Here is a 17711-nt window from a genome sequence, read left to right on the forward strand (position 1 = left end):
ACCGCCATGAAACTCGCCTGTACCCAAAGCGATCTTAGTACTCACCTTTCTTTGGTCAGCCGCGCTGTCCCGTCTCGCCCTGCCCATCCGGTACTTGCCAATGTCAAGCTGACGGCAGATGAGGCCACCCAGCGCGTGAGCCTGACCGCCTTTGACTTGAGCCTGGGGATTCGGACCAGCTTCGCCGCCAAGATTGAGGCGGGGGGAGAGATCACGCTGCCTGCCAAGCTGCTGGGGGACATCGTGGCGCGCCTGCCCGACGGAGAGATGGTTTTGGATGATGACCTGGGGGAAGCGACGGTCACGATCAAGTCGGCCTCGGGCAAGTATCAGGTGCGGGGCATGGGGGCGGAGGAGTTTCCGGAGCTGCCGATCATCGAGGAAGGGGACGTGGCCCAGCTGCCGGCGGAGGCGCTGATCGAGGGGCTCAAGGGGGCTCTGTTTGCGGCGAGCACCGATGAGACCAAGCAGGTGCTGACGGGGGTCCACGTGACGATCCAGGCGGAGGGGCTGGAGTTTGCGGCCACGGACGGCCACCGGCTAGCGGTGGTGCAGACCAGCTCCGAAGAAGGAGCGGCGACGATCGTGGGAGGGGAAGGGACGCTGGATGTGACGATCCCGGGGAAAACCCTGCGGGAGCTGGAGCGGATGCTAGCCGCGCACCAGTCTACGGAGGCGATCGCCCTTCGCTCGGAGCCGGGACAGGTCGTTTTTGAATGGGCGGACCAGCGCCTGACCAGTCGCTTGCTAGAGGGGCAGTATCCCAACTATCGCCAGCTGATTCCGAAGCAGTTTGCTCGCCAAGTCACGGTGGAGCGGCGATCGCTGATCTCGGCCCTAGAGCGGATTGCGGTGCTGGCCGATCGCAAGAATAATATTGTCAAAATTTCCCTAGACTCGGCTCAGCAGCAGATCACGGTGTCGGTGGATGCCCAAGACGTGGGCAGCGGCCAGGAAGCCGTCCCGGCTCAGCTCACCGGCGAAGACCTAGACATCGCCTTCAATGTGAAATATCTGCTCGACGGCCTCAAGGTTTTGCCGTCAACCGAGGTCCAGATTCAGGTCAATACGGCGACTAGCCCCGTTGTCCTAGTGCCCATTGGCGCAATGAAAATGACCTATCTCGTGATGCCGGTCCAGATTCGCAGCTAAGCGGATGGGTCGTCTGTATCTTTTGGGGGGCGATCGCCCCCCGAAAGCCTTTCTTCCGAAGAGTTTATTGAGCAAAAAGCGCTCTGAAAACTAACTTTTCAGAGCGCTTTTGCGGAAATTTATAGCGTTTTTCTCAAACTAACAGTCAGCCACTATTGGCATTTATCCTGGTTTTCACACTAATTTTCTAAGATTGCTCATCTCCTGTTTCGTCGTGTTTTAGCTGTTGCTGGATTCACTGCGACCCCCGGCAGTTGCCAAGGCTGGCTGCCGAATCGGAATCTGAATAATAAACTCCGATCTTTCGCCCGGCGTCGAAATGCACTCGAGCTTGCCTTGGTGCTTATCAGCAATAATTTGATAGCTGATCGAGAGCCCCATGCCGGTGCCTTTGCCCAAAGGCTTGGTTGTAAAGAAGGGGTCAAAGATACGTCGCTGAATCTGCGGAGAAATACCAGGCCCGTTATCGGCGATCGCAATTTTTATCCACTGATTTTCGAGCACCGAGGTTCGGATCGCGATCTGACTTGGCCGCTGTTGATTCTCAGGATAGGTTCGCTGAGTCATCTGCTCTTCGAGAGCGTCGATCGCGTTAGCCAAGATATTCATAAAAACCTGATTGAGCGAGCTCGCGTAGCATTCCACTGGCGGCACAGCGGCGTAGTCGCGAATCACTTGAATTTCAGGATGATTGGACGTGCCCTTGAGGCGGTGCTGCAAGATCAGCAGCGTGCTATCAATCCCTTCATGGACATTGACGGCTTTGCACTCAGACTCGTCAAGGCGCGAGAAATTGCGGAGCGATCGCACAATTTCACAAATACGCTGAGTGCCAATTTTCATCGAGGCCAGCGTCTTGGGGAGATCATCTTGAACAAAGGCCAAGTCCAGATCATCCGCAGCCGATTGAAGGGCCGCTGGCGCTTCTGCACTGCACTGCTGATACACCTCCGCAAAGGTCAGCAAATCTTCTACATACTCCTGTACGTGGACTAAATTTCCATGAATAAAGTTGACAGGATTATTGATTTCATGGGCCACGCCAGCCACGAGCTGGCCTAGCATCGCCATCTTCTCAGACTGCACAAGCTGTACCTGAGACTGCTGGAGCTGTTGCAGCGCTTTTTGCAGTTCATCGGTGCGCTGCTCTACTTGCTCCTCTAGGGTTTGGTTGAGCTGGCGCAATTTGAGCTGAGTCGTGACGCGAACAATCAGCTCTGCCTCTTGAAACGGCTTCGTGACGTAGTCAACTGCTCCCAGAGTGAACCCTCGAACTTTGTCCGTCGTATCCGACAAAGCCGTCATGAAAATCACGGGAATATCGCTGGTCACCGAAGAGGCTTTGAGACGGCGGCAGGTTTCAAAGCCGTCTAAAATCGGCATCATGACATCCAGCAAAATCAGGTCCGGCTGGCTCAGGGTTGCCTGCCTGATCGCGCGCTCTCCATCTGTTGCGATCGCCACCTCAAAACCAGCATCACTCAGTGCCTCTACCACCACTTCCAAGTTCGCTGGCGTGTCATCAACAACCAAAATCAATGGCAGACTATTCATTATTCACCTCTCTCCGATTCAGCAGCTTTCTTATCAGCAGCCTGCTTAAGCAATTGCTGAATCAGCTCCTCTATTTTTATGACCTGAAACCCTCTGCTCAGCTCAGAGAGCTGCTTTGCCAGAGGTGCATATTGGGCATTTTCTACAACTAAATCCTGGGCAAGATCCACGAGTCTTTTCAGGCGGCCTTGCTGAGCCAAATCAAGTAGCTGCGCTAGAGCCTCTGACGATGGGACAGCGTCTAGACCCACAGGAGCTAGGCTCGTCACCGGCACAGAGGTCGATACCGGTAAAGTCAATGTCGCTTCTGGTTTCAAATCCGAAACTGGCGCTTGATAAACCCAAGTAAGCTGTAGGTACTTACGCAACATTCGAAATAGGCTTTCAGCTTCGACAGGCTTCCCTAAGAAAGCACTCCCTCCAGCATCTAGACTCTGCTGTTGCTCCAGGTTTGAAACCGAGGCTGAGGAAACAATAATTGGGATTGAATTGAGCGTATCGGACTCTCGAATCCCTTGAATTAACTGATAGCCATTCATAACAGGCATCAGAATATCCGTAATAGTCAGATCTGGTTGATGTTTCCAGGCTTTTTCTAAGCCATCTTTTCCATCCTCCGCCTCAATCACAGCAAAGCCCAAAGGCTCCAGTAAGTTGACAATAACGGATCGATTTTCCCACTTATCGTCAACCACTAAAATGGTTTTTTGTTCTTCTTGGTAGCCTTCTAGGCGCTCTCCATTGGCGTTCAGGGTGGACTGTCGCCACTCAGTCGCGATCGGAAACTCGACTTCTAGGGAAAATGTGCTGCCTATTCCGACCTGGCTCTGGACAGAAATATGGCTGCCCATCATCTGAGCGATCGTTTGGCTAATGGCCAGTCCCAAGCCAGTTCCTTCGGAATTGCGCTTGTAGTTACTGACCTGCTCAAAGGGTTGGAAAATCTTCTCTATGGCCTCAGCATCGATGCCGATGCCTGTATCTTCCACTTGAAAGCGCAGGCGTACAGTTGAAGTTTCGGCATCTTCTGCCTGAATTTCCTTTCTTGACGCGTGATTTTCTGGAGCCTGCAATCGCCGAACTCTAAAAGTAACTTTGCCGTGATCGGTGAACTTAACTGCGTTGCCTAGCAGATTGATCAGCACTTGCCGCAAGCGCTTTTCGTCAGCTTCGATACCTTCTGGCAAATCTGCATCGGGCAGATACACAAAATCAATTTCTTTTTGTTTAGCGCGAATGCCAACAATTTCAGCAATTCCCTGCAAAAGGGCGGGCAGGTGAACGATCGCAGGCTCTAGCTCTAGGCGGCGAGCTTCGATTTTAGAAATGTCTAAAACGTCATTAATTAAGGTCAGTAAGTGCGAGCCGCACTGATAGATAATATCAATGCCTTTGCGCTCTTTTTCGCCCCAGCTTTGGGAGCGGCTGAGGATCTGGGCATAGCCCAAGATGCCGTTGAGCGGGGTCCGCAGCTCGTGACTCATGTTTGCCAAAAACTCACTTTTGGCGTGGCTCGCGACTTCTGCTGCTTCCTTGGACTGCTTGAGGGCGGCGGTGCGCTCTTCTACTTTGAGCTCTAGGTCTTCGTTGACGCGCTGCAATCTTTCTTTGGCTTGTTCGCGCTCCATGATCACAGCCGACAACATCAACGTCGTGACGGTGACGGTCCCTAAGAAGGTTTGCAGCAGCAGCAGAGATTCATTGAGGGTGCTGCGGTTGAAGGAGCTGGTGCCGCGAATAGCGCCGGCGATCGCCAGAGCGGACACCAACACAATGGCGATCGCCGTAAAACGCTGCTCTGTCCGAAACGCCGACCAAACCAGCAGCGGGATGAGCAAATACTCCACGGGATAGCTAAACCCAAAGGCCACCATGCCAATGCTGAGCAATGACAAAAGCCACAGTCCCGTCTCTAGGGCAAAAGCCTTTGGACTCGGGTGAATGGATGAATTGATTTTCTCAAAGGACTGATACCGACTGCCAATCCAAGAGAGCAGCAGCGGCGCAACCACCAGAACCCCAATCAAGTCTCCTAGCCAAAAAGTCAGCCAGCTAATGACGTAGTTTTCGGCCTTGATGAACCCGCACAAATACATCACGGTTGAGCCGAAGGTGGGGCTCACCATACAGCTCAAAACTTCGATACCGGTAAACCGAGTCACGCTGGGGACGTTGGTAAAAATTCGGCGATTGCCGATCAGGCGCCGAATGAGAAACGCTCCGGCGATCGCCTGTAAAACAGAGCCCGTGGCAATCCCAAGACCTGAGATAACCGCCATGGGCAAAACGCCGGTATTCGCCCACAGTGCCCACGCCGCCGCCACAAAAGCTCCCAGCCAGATCCCCCACCAAACCTGGTATCCCAAAAGCAGGATCATCGCTAGGGCAATACCAGAGGGCGGATAGACTGGCGTGATAAAGCCAGGGGGAATTGCCAAAAACTGCCCTAATTTTGCTGTGATGTAATAGATCAGCGCAATCGACAGGATGAGCAGAATCTTTTTGATTCGCCGGGAAAAGTCTTGCAGGTTCATGGAGCCAAGTCCAGGCAGCACGCCAAGGGAAACACAGATCTCTTGATTTTAAGGTGCCCACTTTCGGACGAGATGTAGCGATCGCTGCCAATGACGCTTAGTAATCAAAGGGAGGATTTTACTCAAAAAATCTCAGGAAAAACACGGGGTCTTCGAGAGCTATAAAGATAAATTAAGGAATAAATCTGGAGATTATAAAGGATTTTTTAGGGTGATTACGCAGCAAGGTAACCATGCCTATGCCTTTCCAGACTATTGAGCCTCTAAATAAATCGATCTACATTTCTCGCGACTCGCAGGTAACATTCTGCGCGAAATTCCAACAGAGCAATCACCGTGGCTAAAGTATAAGTACCGTATGTAACATTTACACTATGCACAAAATATCGAAAGTGGAGCCTCGAAATGGCACAGTGCTACATTTGCGAAACAGAAATTCAATCAGAAAATCGTTATAAAGAGCATATTCTTTTAAATTCACTGGGAGGCAAGCTAAAGTCAGACTCTTTGCTGTGTCAGGAGTGTGCTCCTTACTTTGATAAAATTGATGCAGCACTGTCCAATCAGCTTAATTTTATTGGCTTGTTGCTGAATATTAAACGCGATCGCGGCACCAATCCCCCAATTAAAGTAACAATTACAGGCACAGGAGAGAAAATTTTTATTAGTGCGGGAGGCAAGCCAGTTTCAATCAAGCCTGTCATCCAAAATTCCACTATTGATGGAGCACCTCACCTATCAATTTCTGCTAAAGATAAGAAACAGATGCGGGAGGTTTTACAGGGACTGAAGCGAAAATATCCGTGCCTAGATGTTGAAGCCATACTGGATGAGGCTGCTCCACAAGGTTCTTATATGACTAGCCCAGTTCATCATGAGGAAACTGTTGGAGGAGAAGAAGCCTTTAGAGCCATCTGTAAAATGGCGATTGGGTTATATCTCCATCAAGGCGGGACACGGGATACCATCGCCCACTTAATTCCTTACATCAAAGATGGACAAAACCGTAGCTGCGTATGTTTTTTCTATCCCGATAATTTCACTGCACTTGATGGCGAAAATCTTACGGTTTTTCATACGCTTTATGTAAAGGGCGATCCCTCGGAAGGTATTTTGTTTGCCCATATCGATTTTTTTAGCACCTTCAAATTTCTCGTTCTGTTGTCAGATCGTTACGATGGCACCCCTCTCAACGCTACATACACGTTTGATGTAGTCAAGAATGAGACGGTTGCTCTAGAGATGAAGATTGCCATTTCTAGACAGGAGCTTTTAGATCTATTTGAGCAACAGCCACACTTCAATCAAGAAATCAATCGAGCATGGGTAGATCTTAAGGAAGCGATGTCGATCAAACAAACAAATGACTTTGTCAGTACTCTTTCACGCGAAGCCGCTAAGAACTTCTTCAAAGATGTTCCTGAAGGCAGCATCCCCGATAAAGAAGTTGTAGCCGATTCAATGAAAGACTTCATGAGAAAATACGTTGCTTTTGGGTACCGACATGAACTGGGTGGCATGACTTTAGAATGAAAAGCCTGGGAATAATGGCGTGTCGTCCGCTTTCTTGGGCTTGGCAAACTTTTTCGCTGCCTTTTTCTGCTTGCTCTCAGCGGGCTTGCCGCCTAGCACTTCTTCTTCAGGAAGTTTCTGGTTGAGGTCAAGGAATCGACCTAAGACCTCATCATGGGTGGATTCGAGCCAGCATTAGTGTCAGAGAAAGGAATTTTTTACCCCAAAAAACTGGCTTATATGGTCTCAAAATGACCAATTCATAGAAAGTTTGTACTATTAAATGAGACTCTTAGAGCCATATCCAAACAGATTGAGGCTCTCTAAATCATTGATTCTGTAAGTTTTTGAAAGCCGATGACGGGATTTGAACCCGTGACCGCTCGATTACGAATCGAGTGCTCTACCACTGAGCCACATCGGCATGTAACGGTAAACTAGTATAGCAGCATCAAAGGGCGATCGCCCATTTTTTTGCGGCTGTTTCCAGAAGATTATCTAATCATTTTGCCAGCAAGCTATGCCTGACCCTAATCCGAGCCCTGCGGGTCGTCGCCTACAGCAGCGCGACCCCGAAGCCTTCGAGCGGCTGCGCGCCGAGGCCGCAGCCCCCTACAAAGGGCTGCGACAGTTTATTTACGTTGCCTTCGCTGCGTCCGGAGGCATCGGCAGCTTCATTTTCTTGACCCAAATCTTGGCGGGGCGGGACGTGAGCAGCGCGCTGCCCAACTTTGCCCTGCAGGTGGGGGTGGTCGCTCTGATGATCGCGCTGCTGCGCTGGGAGCGGCGATCGCCCAAAAACGCCGCGAAACGGAAAAAGCCCTAGCCTGGGGCTTTCAGCGCCGCCAATTTGAAGTTTTGCGGCAATTCATTGCGAAAAATCACGAAAGACAAGGAAAGAATACAAAGAAAACATTACGAAATCTACCGACCCCCGAAAACCCTGCGAGGATAACAGTCAATAAAAGGAGGTCAGCCAATATAAAGACCTTCAGCGATAAATCCTTATAAATATCTACGAAAGGCCAGGAATCTTCGGATCCCTGGCCTTTTGTGTTGTCTAGTCAGTGAGCCCGCGTCTCGCGGGCGATCGCTAGGGTTTGACCACGTAGGGCGAGTCGATGGGCTCTGCTTTGCCTGCATTCACCAGCGCTTGGTAGACCAGAGCCGCCACTTCTGCCCGGGTCGCTTCGCGGTTGGGGTTGAGCTGAGTCGCGGTTGGGTAGTTCACCACCAGCTGGCGCTCTGTGGCTGCGGTCACCGGCCCCACGGCATAGGACGGGATCTGCGCCCCATCCTGGTACACCGACAGCACGTTGGTATTGGTGGGCGAGAGCCCCAAGCCATTGGCCAAGGCCACCAGGATTTGCACTCGCGGAATGCGCTGCTCAGGCCGGAAGATATTGCCGGGATAGCCCGCCAGGAAACCGCCCCGGTAGGCCGTCTGGATCACCTGGGTCGCCCAATAGCCCGAGCGAATGTCCGAGAAGGTCGTCGCGCCCCGCTGGGGAGCCGGATTGAAGGCCTTAGCGACGATCGCCGCGAACTGAGCCCGCGTCACCGGTTCGCTAGGCCGAAAAGTGCCGTCGGGGAAACCGGCAATAATGTCTTGGCTAGCCAAAGCGGCAATGTAGGCCTCGGCCCAGTGGCCCGTCACATCACTGAAGGAGCCAGAAGAAGGAATCGAGGTAGCAACAAAGTCCACCTTGCCAACAATGCGATCGCGGTTAATGTCGTTGCCCACTGCCACGATCGTGTTGGTGCGGGTCGCGTTGTGCAGATCGTAGCGACCGTTGTTGCGAAGGATATTTTCGCCTGGATCGTCCGCAGTGCCCAGATCGGGCTGGGCGTTGATGGTCGCCACCACGCCATCTCGGGTGTTGCGCTCGATGGTGTTGCCCCGCAGCACCGGGCGAGCGTTGTCGTTCACGTAGATACCGTCGACATTTTCGATCACCCGGTTGGAAGCCAGTCTCGGCGCTGAGGTGCCGCCAACGGCAATGCCAAAGCCTGTACTTTGAAAGACGTTGTTTTCAATCTGTCCCTGGGCCGCGCGGGTCACCGATAGGCCGTTGCCGCCGTTGCGCACAAAGACGTTGTCCGCGATGGTGGGGTTTGCGCTACCGGCAATCAAGATGCCGTCACGGCGACTGTTGGTGAAGGTGTTGTTGCGAATAACGGGGGTTCCATCTTCGACCCACAGCCCCGTTCCGCGGCTATCGGCGGTATTGGAAATGGTCACGCCCCGCACGGAAGCGGTCTTCTCTGCGCGTACAGCGACGCTCTGACCTCCCCAGCTGGGACTGAGATAGGTGCCTCCCCCTACGATCAGCACGGTCTGGCCCTTGTTAGACTCATCCCCTCGCAAAATCACGCCAGCAGGAATGGTCAGCGGAAACACTTCGCCAGAGTCGCGGCTGTAGGTGCCAGGAGCAAGCTGAATGACGGTGTTGGCGCTGGCTTGGCGCAGGGCATAGGTGATGGTGCGATAGGCATTCGCTTCGCTGCCGCCGGCGCTGGAGCTGTCGTCACCCCGAGCTGGGTTGACGTAGAGGACCCGCGCTGAGGCTGGGATTTGGGCGGTCGAGGCGGGCGTGGGGCGATCGCGGGTCGCCGTCGGCAGCGAGCTGCTGGCGATCGCCGGAACTCCCAACGTCAACAGCAAAAGGCTCACCAATCCAGCCCGCAAGCTAACGGGGGCCAGTCGTCGGGCCATGCGACCTTGAGGCGAGACGCGGTCCTGATGAGTCATCGATTTTTCTCTCGTATAGCAATTGGTATGGGCAATGGGGTGAGTCATCGCAGTGGCGTTCTCTTGGTTCGAAGTCCAGGGCAGGCTGTCGCAGTTGATGTCCCGCGAAGCGCGCCTAGATCCAAGCAGAAACTCAGCCAAGCACCTCACCCTCTTTCGTTTGGCTGCTGGTTAGCCCTTAGATACGGTGCCAAACCCTAGTTTTCACGTTATTCAATTATTTTGAGGACTGACCGTCATCTTAAGTTCGATTTTTTTAGCAAAAACTCAGGTTTTCCGGATTTTTGGGCCACCGGAGGGTCGCCGAGCCCATCGAACCGGACAAACAAAACATTTCCCGAGGCAGTTGGCGGCTCAGGAGGGCACCTTCATTCTGGACGGTGAGTCAATAGATTTTGATAGCAGATGGCACTATGCAACGACCAGCAACCAAACAACCAAAAATCAAAGGACTATGGGTTATCCCCGCACTGGGCATCGCCGGTCTAGTGGCTTGGATGGCAACAGGGCGGGCGATCGCCGCTGAGCAGGTTCTGCTCAAGTACAGCATTTTGCGAGAAACGGTCTCCGTGGCAGATTTGACGGCTCTAGCGGAGCACGGTGAGCTTTCGTCCGGTTTACGCACCAATTTGAGCCTCGCAGGCCAAAATCCCGCCGAGGTGCGCAAAGCGTTATCGCGCACGGTGAAGGTCAATCCGCTCCTCGCTGACCGCTTGCTGAACAGCCGGGCAGGAAATTTGGTGCTCGACGAGATGTCTACGGTGATCCATACGCCATCGGGACGGGGCGATCGCCAGGCGTTGCGGGGTGCGCTCGTCTTAGCCGCAGCCGATGACGGCCAAGTGAGCCTGATCGAGGTGATCCAAAAGTACCCAACCCAGGAAGTGCAGGTTGAGGGCGATCGCCTAGTGGACGCTTACCGTCAGCTTCAGGTCCTCAGCGGCCAGCTGCCCGGCGTTGATCTGCTCAACAAGCTCCCCTTTTGAGCCGCACCACTTCCAAAATAAATGGGGGCACCAAGGCCCCCATTTCGATGAATCCAAAAGATGAATCCAAAAATTGTCAAACTTTGCCACGCGATCGCCATTCAGGCATCGCTCCTGCCTAGTAAGCCAGGGTCTCCAGCGTTTCTCGCAGGTAGCGGCGGACCTGCTGGTCCAGAGAGTTCTGACGGTTGCCATTGCTTTGGCGCTCCATCTGCCAGCGCTGGAAGCCAGAGCTAGAGGCGATCGCGCTTTTCAGGCTTTCCCAAATTTGAGAATCCTCAGAAAACTGGCCAATAGCGGGAGAAGAAAAAAGGCTCATAGACACCTCAACAATCGTGATACAGTCTCGCCGATTGGCGTCAGGTGAATGCGGTCCTTCCCAAGCACCTCTTCTAGAGCGTGCTGCCAACCCGACGCTTTGTCCTCTCCATTGTAGGCGTAAAAATTTTACGCTGTCTGGTTACGCAGACAACGTTTCCCGGAAAGTACCGTAGAAATTTTGGAAAAAACTGCTTTCTGTAGCAAGGATGACACAATTGGCAAAAACTTGAACAAAATTGCAGACTATTTTTTCCAAACTTCTCGCAAAAGTTTGGCTGGAAAATCGCGGGTCCGCTCGTCTTGCCTCACTCCTGCTCTGGCGAAGACGAGGAAGCATCCGGGGGCGCCATCTCCTCAGCACTTCGCTTGGCCGCCGTCGGTGGAGCAGCTGCAACTTGTCCAGCCTCCTGCGCAAACGTCGGCAAGATCTGATTCACCCGCAGCCCCGGCAAAAGAAAGTCGCGGTCAATGCGCTCAAGTGGGTAAGGCTGCGTCGCGCTAAAGGCCGATTCGCTAACCACCATGACCCGCACCACGCTGACCGGTACATGGAGAAACAAGTTTGCTCCCAAGAAAGCCACAGATGCCACGGCGAGGCCAACGACGTGGTCCTTGGGCGCTAGGGGAGTTGCGATCGCGGCGATGGGCGCTATTTGATAGAGCTTCCAGAGCACCAGCGCCATAAAGACCGAAGCGGCGATCGCCGCCACGTGACTTGCTGGCGTCCGAAACAGACTCAGCATTCGCCGTTGATCCAGCGATAGCTGCTCCGGCTTCAGCGACACCGCCAGCACGCTAAAAATCGAAAATGGACGCAGCCACTGCATCAGCAGCACCGGCCCAATTCCCACACCAGCCACCAGCAAAAACTCTAGCCACGCCGGCAAAATCGGATCGCCCGCTGCCAGCCCCAGGCACACCACCTCCAGCGCCAAAGGCACAGCAGCTAGTCCCGCCAAATGGATCCACAAAAACGGTTCTGACCAGAATGAACGCATAATCGCCATCACGCAAAACATCAAAAAGGGCAGCCCTTTAGAAGAGCTGCCCCTGACTCTATCTAGGCCATCGACAGAGTCCGACGCTTCGAGACCATGCGGAAGGTCTCGATGATATCGCCCATCTCCCAAGCGCTGAACTTGTCAATGCCAATGCCACACTCAAAGCCAGAGTTGACTTCCTTGACATCCTCTTTCATCCGCTTCAGAGAATCGAGGTTCCCCTCGTAGACCACCTGGCCGCGGCGCTGGACCCGAACCTTGCAGTTTCGAATCGCCTTACCGGACTGAACATAGCAGCCCGCCACAGCTCCACGTCCCACCGGGAACACCGCCCGAACTTCGACTTGGCCGAGGGGCTCTTCCACCATTTCAGGCTCGAGCATCCCTTCCATCGCCGCCTGGACATCATCCAGCAAGTTGTAAATGATGTCATATTCGCGCACGTCGACCCCAGCGTGATCTGCCGCAGCCCGAGAGCCGCTAGCCAGCGTCGTGTTGAAGCCAATGATGACCGCGCTACTAGCCGCCGCCAAATCTACATCCGTTTCGGTCACTTCGCCCGGCGCTGCCAGCAGCACCCGGACCTGCACCTCTTTCTGGGGAAGCTGTTGCAGCGCGCCCAGAATAGCCTCGACCGAGCCCTGTACGTCGGCCTTGAGAATCAAGTTGAGTTCCTTCAACTCGCCCTCTTGAGCCTGAGCCGAGAAGCTGTTGAGGGACACCCGGCGAGAAGCCATCGTCTGCTGCAAGCGGGACTGGCGCTGCTGAGCCGCGCGACTAGAAGCCGTTTGTCGCGCTTCTTTCTCATCGCGGTAGACTTCGAACTCGTCTCCAGCGGCAGGCACTTCGCCCAGACCTAGAACTTCGACGGCGAAGGAAGGCGACGCAATATCCACGCGCTTACCGCGATCGTTCACCATCGCCCGGACCTTACCGAAGACCGAGCCCACAACCAGAATATCGCCAACGCGCAGGGTACCGTTCTGGACCAGAAGGGTCGCCACAGGGCCTCGAGCCTTGTCAAGATTCGCCTCAATGACCGTTCCGCGGGCCGCCCGGTCGGAGTTGGCTTGGAGATCTTCGACCTCGGCCACCAGCAGGATCATTTCCAGCAGGGTGTCGAGATTTTCGCCATTGAGGGCGCTCACCGGCACCACAATGGTGTCTCCACCCCACTCCTCAGGTACCAGACCGTATTCCATCAGCTCTTGCTTCACGCGGTCCGGCTGAGCCGATTCTTTGTCGATCTTGTTGACCGCGACCACGATGGGCACCTCAGCCGCCTTGGCGTGGCTGATGGCCTCGATCGTCTGGGGACGCACACCGTCATCGGCGGCCACCACCAGAATGGCAATATCGGTGACGCGCGCACCTCGAGCCCGCATGGAGGTGAAGGCTTCGTGACCGGGCGTATCCAGGAAGACAACTTGCTCAACCCGGCCATCGTGCTCCACATCAACGTGGTATGCGCCAATGTGCTGGGTGATACCGCCTGCTTCGCCCGCTGCCACTTTGGTCTTGCGGATCGAGTCGAGCAGGGTCGTTTTACCGTGGTCAACGTGGCCCATGATGGTCACGACCGGCGGACGTCGAGTGAGGCTCTCGAGGTCATTGGCATCGATCATCTCGGTGACCTTGCGAGCTTCGGCCGCTTGCTCAGCAGCCTCTAGCTCAACTCCTAGCTCCTCAGCCACGATGCGCGCTGTCGGGATGTCCAGGGTTTGGGTAACCGTGGCCATGATGCCCTTCATGAAGAGAATCTTCACGACCTCGGTTTCTGCTACAACGAGCTCATCAGCCAATTCCTGCACTGTGAGTTCGTTGGAAAGGGTGATCTTGGTAGGTCTTTCGCGCTTGGTTTCTTGGCGCTGTTCGCGGCGGGAGCTCCGCTGGTTGCTGTCGCCGCTGTTTCGGGTGGGCGGCTTGCGAGCGCGCTGGTGCGTCCCCGTGGGCTTGCTGGTGCCTTCGGCTTTGGGCTTGGCAGGCCGCATCAGGGATAGAGACACCAGGGTCGCGCCGTCGCCTTGGCCGTCCTCGAGGTCCGAATCGATGTCTTCTTCGTCGTCTTCCAGAAATTCTTGATGGCGACGCTTGCTCTTGGGTGCTGCTTTGGTGGGCTTATCAGCAAATTCTTCGCTCTCGTCGTCCTCACGCTGCTTCTTGCCAGCGACGCGCTTGAGGCGAGGCGGGGTGGGCCGCTTGAGCTCCAGGGGATCTTGATCGTCCACGCTGGTGACTGCGATCTCTTCGCCCTCGTCTTCCGTTTCACCCGTGGAGCGGGTGGGTCGAACGGGCTTGGTTGGACGGCGCAGTTCAGGGACGCTGCTGGTGGAGCGATCGGTTCGCTCAGGAGGCCGTCCGCCTTCGCGACGCCGGGGCTCGCCAGTTCTGGCCTCGCGGGTTTCTGTGTCTTGGTCTGCGCGATCGCGCTTGAGGATAGGACGCTCGACCTGGGATGGCCGTATACCCTGGTCGTCGTCATCGGCTTGCTGAGACGAGGGCCGCGACGGGGGACCAAGGAGTTCAGCGGCCGAGCGGACTTGCCGAACGGCCGGCCGCGAAACGGGCGGGGTCACAGGCCCCTCTGAGGCGGCATTGCGAGTCGGGGTTGCCGGAGCTGCGGATTCTTTGACCTCAGCGGAGGCTGCTTCGTCCCGAGCCGGAGCGGGCTTTGCGGGCCGGACGGGCGGGGTCGGTCTCGAAGAGGGTTGGACGCTAGCAGGGCGCACGGGTGCAGGCCCTGCTTTCAACGTGGAGTCGTCAGACTCTTGTGAACTTGACGGTTCGCGATGACGCACTTCTAGAATTTGAGGCTTCTTGACCGCAGGACGACCCTTTGATTCCTGAGACATGGTTCCAGCGCCGTGGCTTGGGGAGTTGGGTTTGATAGCGACTGCTGAAGCGTGGCTACCCGCCAGCTTCTCCGCCGATGCCCGAATCCGCTCGGCATCTGCTTCGCTAATGGTACTGCTATGGCTCTTGGCCGCAATATTCAGTTGGTCGCAAACCGCCAAAATATCTTTATTATCCAAATTGAGTTCCCGTGATAGCTCGTAAATTCTGACTTTTCCGTTGTTCATCCACGATTCCCTCTCGAAACGTTCGTTACCGTTTTACATAGGGCCTTACCGTTTGAGTAACAGTGACACCTGCTGGAGATTTACCGCTGCCAGACTTCTGATCCTGTGAAGGATTGAACAGGTTTAGAAACATGACGGCACCGTAAATTACTCTACTGTTTTTAATCTTGCATGAATCTCCCAAAAGCTGTGTAAGGTTGCGTTAACGCGCGGAGCGATCGCCTTCTGTCACAGGTGGTTTTGGGTGACAGGAACAGAGCTGAGCCCCCTGCGGGCGATCGCGATGGGTTGGCTCTCTAGCGAGACTGGAGATGCTTCAACGCGTTGTGTCCTCGTTACTCAGTGCGTTGGGTAGGTTCGCTGCTAGGGCGGCCTGAGTGTGGAGGCGCTCCCAGAGCACGTCGTAGATACCGGGGGGTACCGGCGATCGCAGCGATCGCTGGAGACGATTTTTTTTCTGCGCCGCCTGCAGGCAGTCGGATGTTCGGCAAAGGTAGGCAGAACGCCCCATTCCCTCATCTAATTGTATCGCCTGGGACGGATAGACTCGAACCACCCGCCAAAAGGCCACTTTAGGCCCGGCTGTGCGGCAGCTAATGCAGCGGCGGCAGTTCGGTTGCACGTCGGTTCCACCTCCCTCAAATGACCGGCAGTAAGGTCAAAACTTTGTCGCGACTAAAGCTCTAGCCGCGACAGTTGTCTCCTATCTTACTCTTCTGAGTCGTCGTCGGCCTCCGCATCTGCCTCTTCGGCGATCGCCTCATCCTCGGAGAGCGTTTCAGCCTCGTCCTCAACCGGCTCAGCCGCCTCAGACTCCGGGGCCAGATCATCGTCCATTTCGTATTCGATTTCGTCTTCGATCGCCGCCTGCCCCTCAGCCTCAAACGCTTCTAGCGCTTCCTCTTCTTCGGCTTGACGCGCTGCCATGAGAGCGTCAATCTTCGCCGTTTCAGCGTCGTAGTCGTACTTGGCAATGTCTTTGATGTCAATTTTCCAACCGGTCAAACGAGCAGCCAGACGGACGTTTTGCCCCTCTTTACCGATCGCCAAGCTGAGCTGATCTTCAGCCACCAGCACATGGGTTTGACGCGCATCCGGATCCACCAGACGCACCTCCTCCACTCGCGCCGGGCTCAGCGCATTGGCGATGTAGGTTGCCGGGTCCGGAGACCAGCGAATCACGTCGATTTTTTCACCTCGCAGCTCATTGACCACCACCTGGATCCGCGAACCGCGCGCGCCAATGCAGGCGCCCACAGGATCCACGTCTCGCTCTAGGGTATCAACCGCAATCTTGGTGCGGGGGCCAACATGCCGCGAAGGAGGATTGGCTTCGCGGGCGACGGCCACAATGCGCACCACCTCATCTTCAATTTCGGGAACCTCTGTGGCAAACAGGTCCACCACCAAGCCCGCGTCTGCCCGAGACACCATGAGCTGAGGGCCGCGGTGGGATCCCTCATAGATTTTCTTCAAGAAGACTTTGAAGGTGGCGTTGGCGCGGTAGTTGTCGTTGGGGAGCTGTTCTCGCTTGGGCAGCTCGGCTTCGACCTCGGGCTGGCCATAGCTGCTGGTAACGGCCATGATCACAGACTGGCGCTCAAAGCGCAGCACTCTCGCCTGGAGGACAGTGCCTTCAAGATCTTGAAACTCTTCTTGAATTAGCTTGCGCTGCTGATCCCGAAGTTTTTGGGCGAGCACTTGCTTGGTCTGGATGGCGGCCATGCGGCCAAAGTCGGCCTGATCCGGCGTGACATCGAGCACGACGGTGTCGCCTAGCTGAGCCTCGGCTGCAACCTCCTGAACCTCCTGGAGCGAAATCTGGTGGTCAGGGTTGATGAGGCTATCGCTATCGACGATGGTCTTGGTGGAGAGGACGCGGAAGCCTTCGCTTTCGATATCTAGCTCGACTTCGAAGTTGTTGAAGTAGTCTTCATCGAAGTTGAGGCCACCCGCAGACATGCGCATGGTACGCCGATAGCGCTCATACCCCTTGAGCAGAGCTTCTCGGAGAGCGGCTTGGACCGCGTGCTTGGGCAGGTTGCGCTCGCGGCTGATCCCATCGATCATTTCAGCCAGGCCTGGCAGGTTAACCATTGACATCGCTCGAATCTCCTTAAACTCTCTAAACTTCCATGAATTCAGCGCGCGATCGACATCAGCATCAAAGGTAGTCAAAATGCTTGTGCCGGCAGGCTAGAGCTGATCCCCTACCGGTCTTAGCGACGCTCGTCTAGCTGCACCGTGGCCACGAGCGATCGCGGAAGGGTCAAAGTGCGTCCTTTGAGATTAAGGGACAGCGACTCTTCGTCCCTCTGAACCAGCTGCCCCGTCCAGGTTTTATGGCCGTTAAACGGTTCGGTAAGTTCAACGATGACCGCAAATCCTTTAAAAGAAATGAATTCGCGATCGGTGATGAGCTGGCGCGCGATGCCGGGGCTCGACACTTCTAGCACGTAGCGATCGGGAATGAGATCGACGCTGTCGAGAACTTCCTCGAAGGCTCGGCTCATTCGTTCGCAGTCATCAAGGCCCGTGTCCTGCTGCAAATTCCGAATATCCACGCGCAGAACGGGGGGGTTTTGATTGGTATGGAACACAACCCCAACGACCTCTAAGCCCAGGTTCTCAGCAACTGGTACGGCCAGATCAATGATTTGAGGAACGAGTGGGTGCACCATGGCTTCGGTGTGTCTGATGACGAGTCTCAACGAAGGGCTCACATCATTTCGGCAGATCATTATGGGCGAAGTTTGGGGGGCGATCGCCGCTCAAGCTCCGGTCCACAACCCCGCTTAGCCAATAAAAAAAGTGGGCGC

General features: G+C 55.1%; 13 protein-coding genes and 1 tRNA gene. 4 read left to right on the forward strand and 10 right to left on the reverse strand.

What is annotated here, in order from left to right; genetic code table 11:
• Positions 1-6 precede the first annotated feature (6 nt).
• Complete coding sequence (gene dnaN, locus GEI7407_RS12535) at positions 7-1152, forward strand: DNA polymerase III subunit beta (protein WP_015172556.1); 1146 nt, start codon at positions 7-9, stop codon at positions 1150-1152.
• Positions 1153-1371: 219 nt separating this feature from the next.
• Here dnaN and GEI7407_RS12540 read toward each other — a convergent pair whose 3' ends face one another.
• Complete coding sequence (locus GEI7407_RS12540; protein WP_015172557.1) at positions 1372-2706, reverse strand: sensor histidine kinase; 1335 nt, start codon at positions 2704-2706, stop codon at positions 1372-1374.
• Positions 2706-5240, reverse strand: coding sequence for an MASE1 domain-containing protein (locus GEI7407_RS21395; protein WP_015172558.1), 2535 nt, complete (start codon positions 5238-5240; stop codon positions 2706-2708). Before GEI7407_RS21395 ends, GEI7407_RS12540 begins: the two co-directional genes overlap by 1 nt.
• 405 nt (positions 5241-5645) lie before the next feature.
• Between GEI7407_RS21395 and GEI7407_RS12550 the strand changes: the two genes are divergently transcribed.
• Positions 5646-6773: an HNH endonuclease gene (locus GEI7407_RS12550; RefSeq protein WP_015172559.1), complete on the forward strand. Its 1128-nt coding sequence runs from the start codon at positions 5646-5648 to the stop codon at positions 6771-6773.
• A 331-nt stretch (positions 6774-7104) separates the two neighbouring features.
• Here GEI7407_RS12550 and GEI7407_RS12555 read toward each other — a convergent pair.
• Positions 7105-7176: transfer RNA gene (locus tag GEI7407_RS12555), tRNA-Thr, on the reverse strand.
• Between the two features lie 96 nt (positions 7177-7272).
• On the opposite strand from GEI7407_RS12555, the gene GEI7407_RS12560 reads away from it, so the two are divergent.
• Positions 7273-7578 (forward strand): DUF3493 domain-containing protein, encoded by a 306-nt coding sequence (locus GEI7407_RS12560; RefSeq protein ID WP_015172560.1) that lies wholly within the window; start codon positions 7273-7275, stop codon positions 7576-7578.
• A gap of 267 nt (positions 7579-7845) precedes the next feature.
• On the opposite strand, the gene GEI7407_RS12565 is transcribed toward GEI7407_RS12560, so the two are convergent.
• Entirely contained in the window at positions 7846-9504 is a 1659-nt protein-coding gene (locus tag GEI7407_RS12565) for a DUF1565 domain-containing protein (RefSeq protein ID WP_015172561.1), read from the reverse strand.
• Between the two features lie 497 nt (positions 9505-10001).
• Between GEI7407_RS12565 and GEI7407_RS12570 the strand changes: the two genes are divergently transcribed.
• On the forward strand, positions 10002-10490 hold the full coding sequence (locus tag GEI7407_RS12570) for an alpha/beta hydrolase (protein ID WP_223294427.1): 489 nt from the start codon (positions 10002-10004) through the stop codon (positions 10488-10490).
• Positions 10491-10608: 118 nt separating this feature from the next.
• Here GEI7407_RS12570 and GEI7407_RS12575 read toward each other — a convergent pair whose 3' ends face one another.
• The 6 genes from GEI7407_RS12575 to rimP all read right to left on the reverse strand — a co-directional run bounded on the left by GEI7407_RS12575 (position 10609) and on the right by rimP (position 17573).
• The gene (locus GEI7407_RS12575) at positions 10609-10809 is read right to left on the reverse strand and encodes a hypothetical protein (protein WP_015172563.1); all 201 of its coding nucleotides are present in this window, start codon (positions 10807-10809) and stop codon (positions 10609-10611) included.
• A 307-nt stretch (positions 10810-11116) separates the two neighbouring features.
• Positions 11117-11809, reverse strand: coding sequence for a low-complexity tail membrane protein (locus GEI7407_RS12580; RefSeq protein WP_051030865.1), 693 nt, complete (start codon positions 11807-11809; stop codon positions 11117-11119).
• A 62-nt stretch (positions 11810-11871) separates the two neighbouring features.
• Positions 11872-14892, reverse strand: a complete 3021-nt coding sequence (gene infB / locus GEI7407_RS12585) for a translation initiation factor IF-2 (protein ID WP_015172565.1) — start codon at positions 14890-14892, stop codon at positions 11872-11874.
• 316 nt (positions 14893-15208) lie between these two features.
• Positions 15209-15514, reverse strand: a complete 306-nt coding sequence (locus GEI7407_RS20275) for a YlxR family protein (RefSeq protein ID WP_015172566.1) — start codon at positions 15512-15514, stop codon at positions 15209-15211.
• An 86-nt stretch (positions 15515-15600) separates the two neighbouring features.
• Positions 15601-16995: a transcription termination factor NusA gene (gene nusA / locus GEI7407_RS12590; RefSeq protein WP_015172567.1), complete on the reverse strand. Its 1395-nt coding sequence runs from the start codon at positions 16993-16995 to the stop codon at positions 15601-15603.
• A gap of 116 nt (positions 16996-17111) precedes the next feature.
• The gene (gene rimP / locus GEI7407_RS12595; protein ID WP_015172568.1) at positions 17112-17573 is read right to left on the reverse strand and encodes a ribosome maturation factor RimP; all 462 of its coding nucleotides are present in this window, start codon (positions 17571-17573) and stop codon (positions 17112-17114) included.
• Between the last annotated feature and the right edge of the window lie 138 nt (positions 17574-17711).

This window comes from Geitlerinema sp. PCC 7407 (assembly GCF_000317045.1).
Classification (GTDB): domain Bacteria; phylum Cyanobacteriota; class Cyanobacteriia; order PCC-7407; family PCC-7407; genus PCC-7407.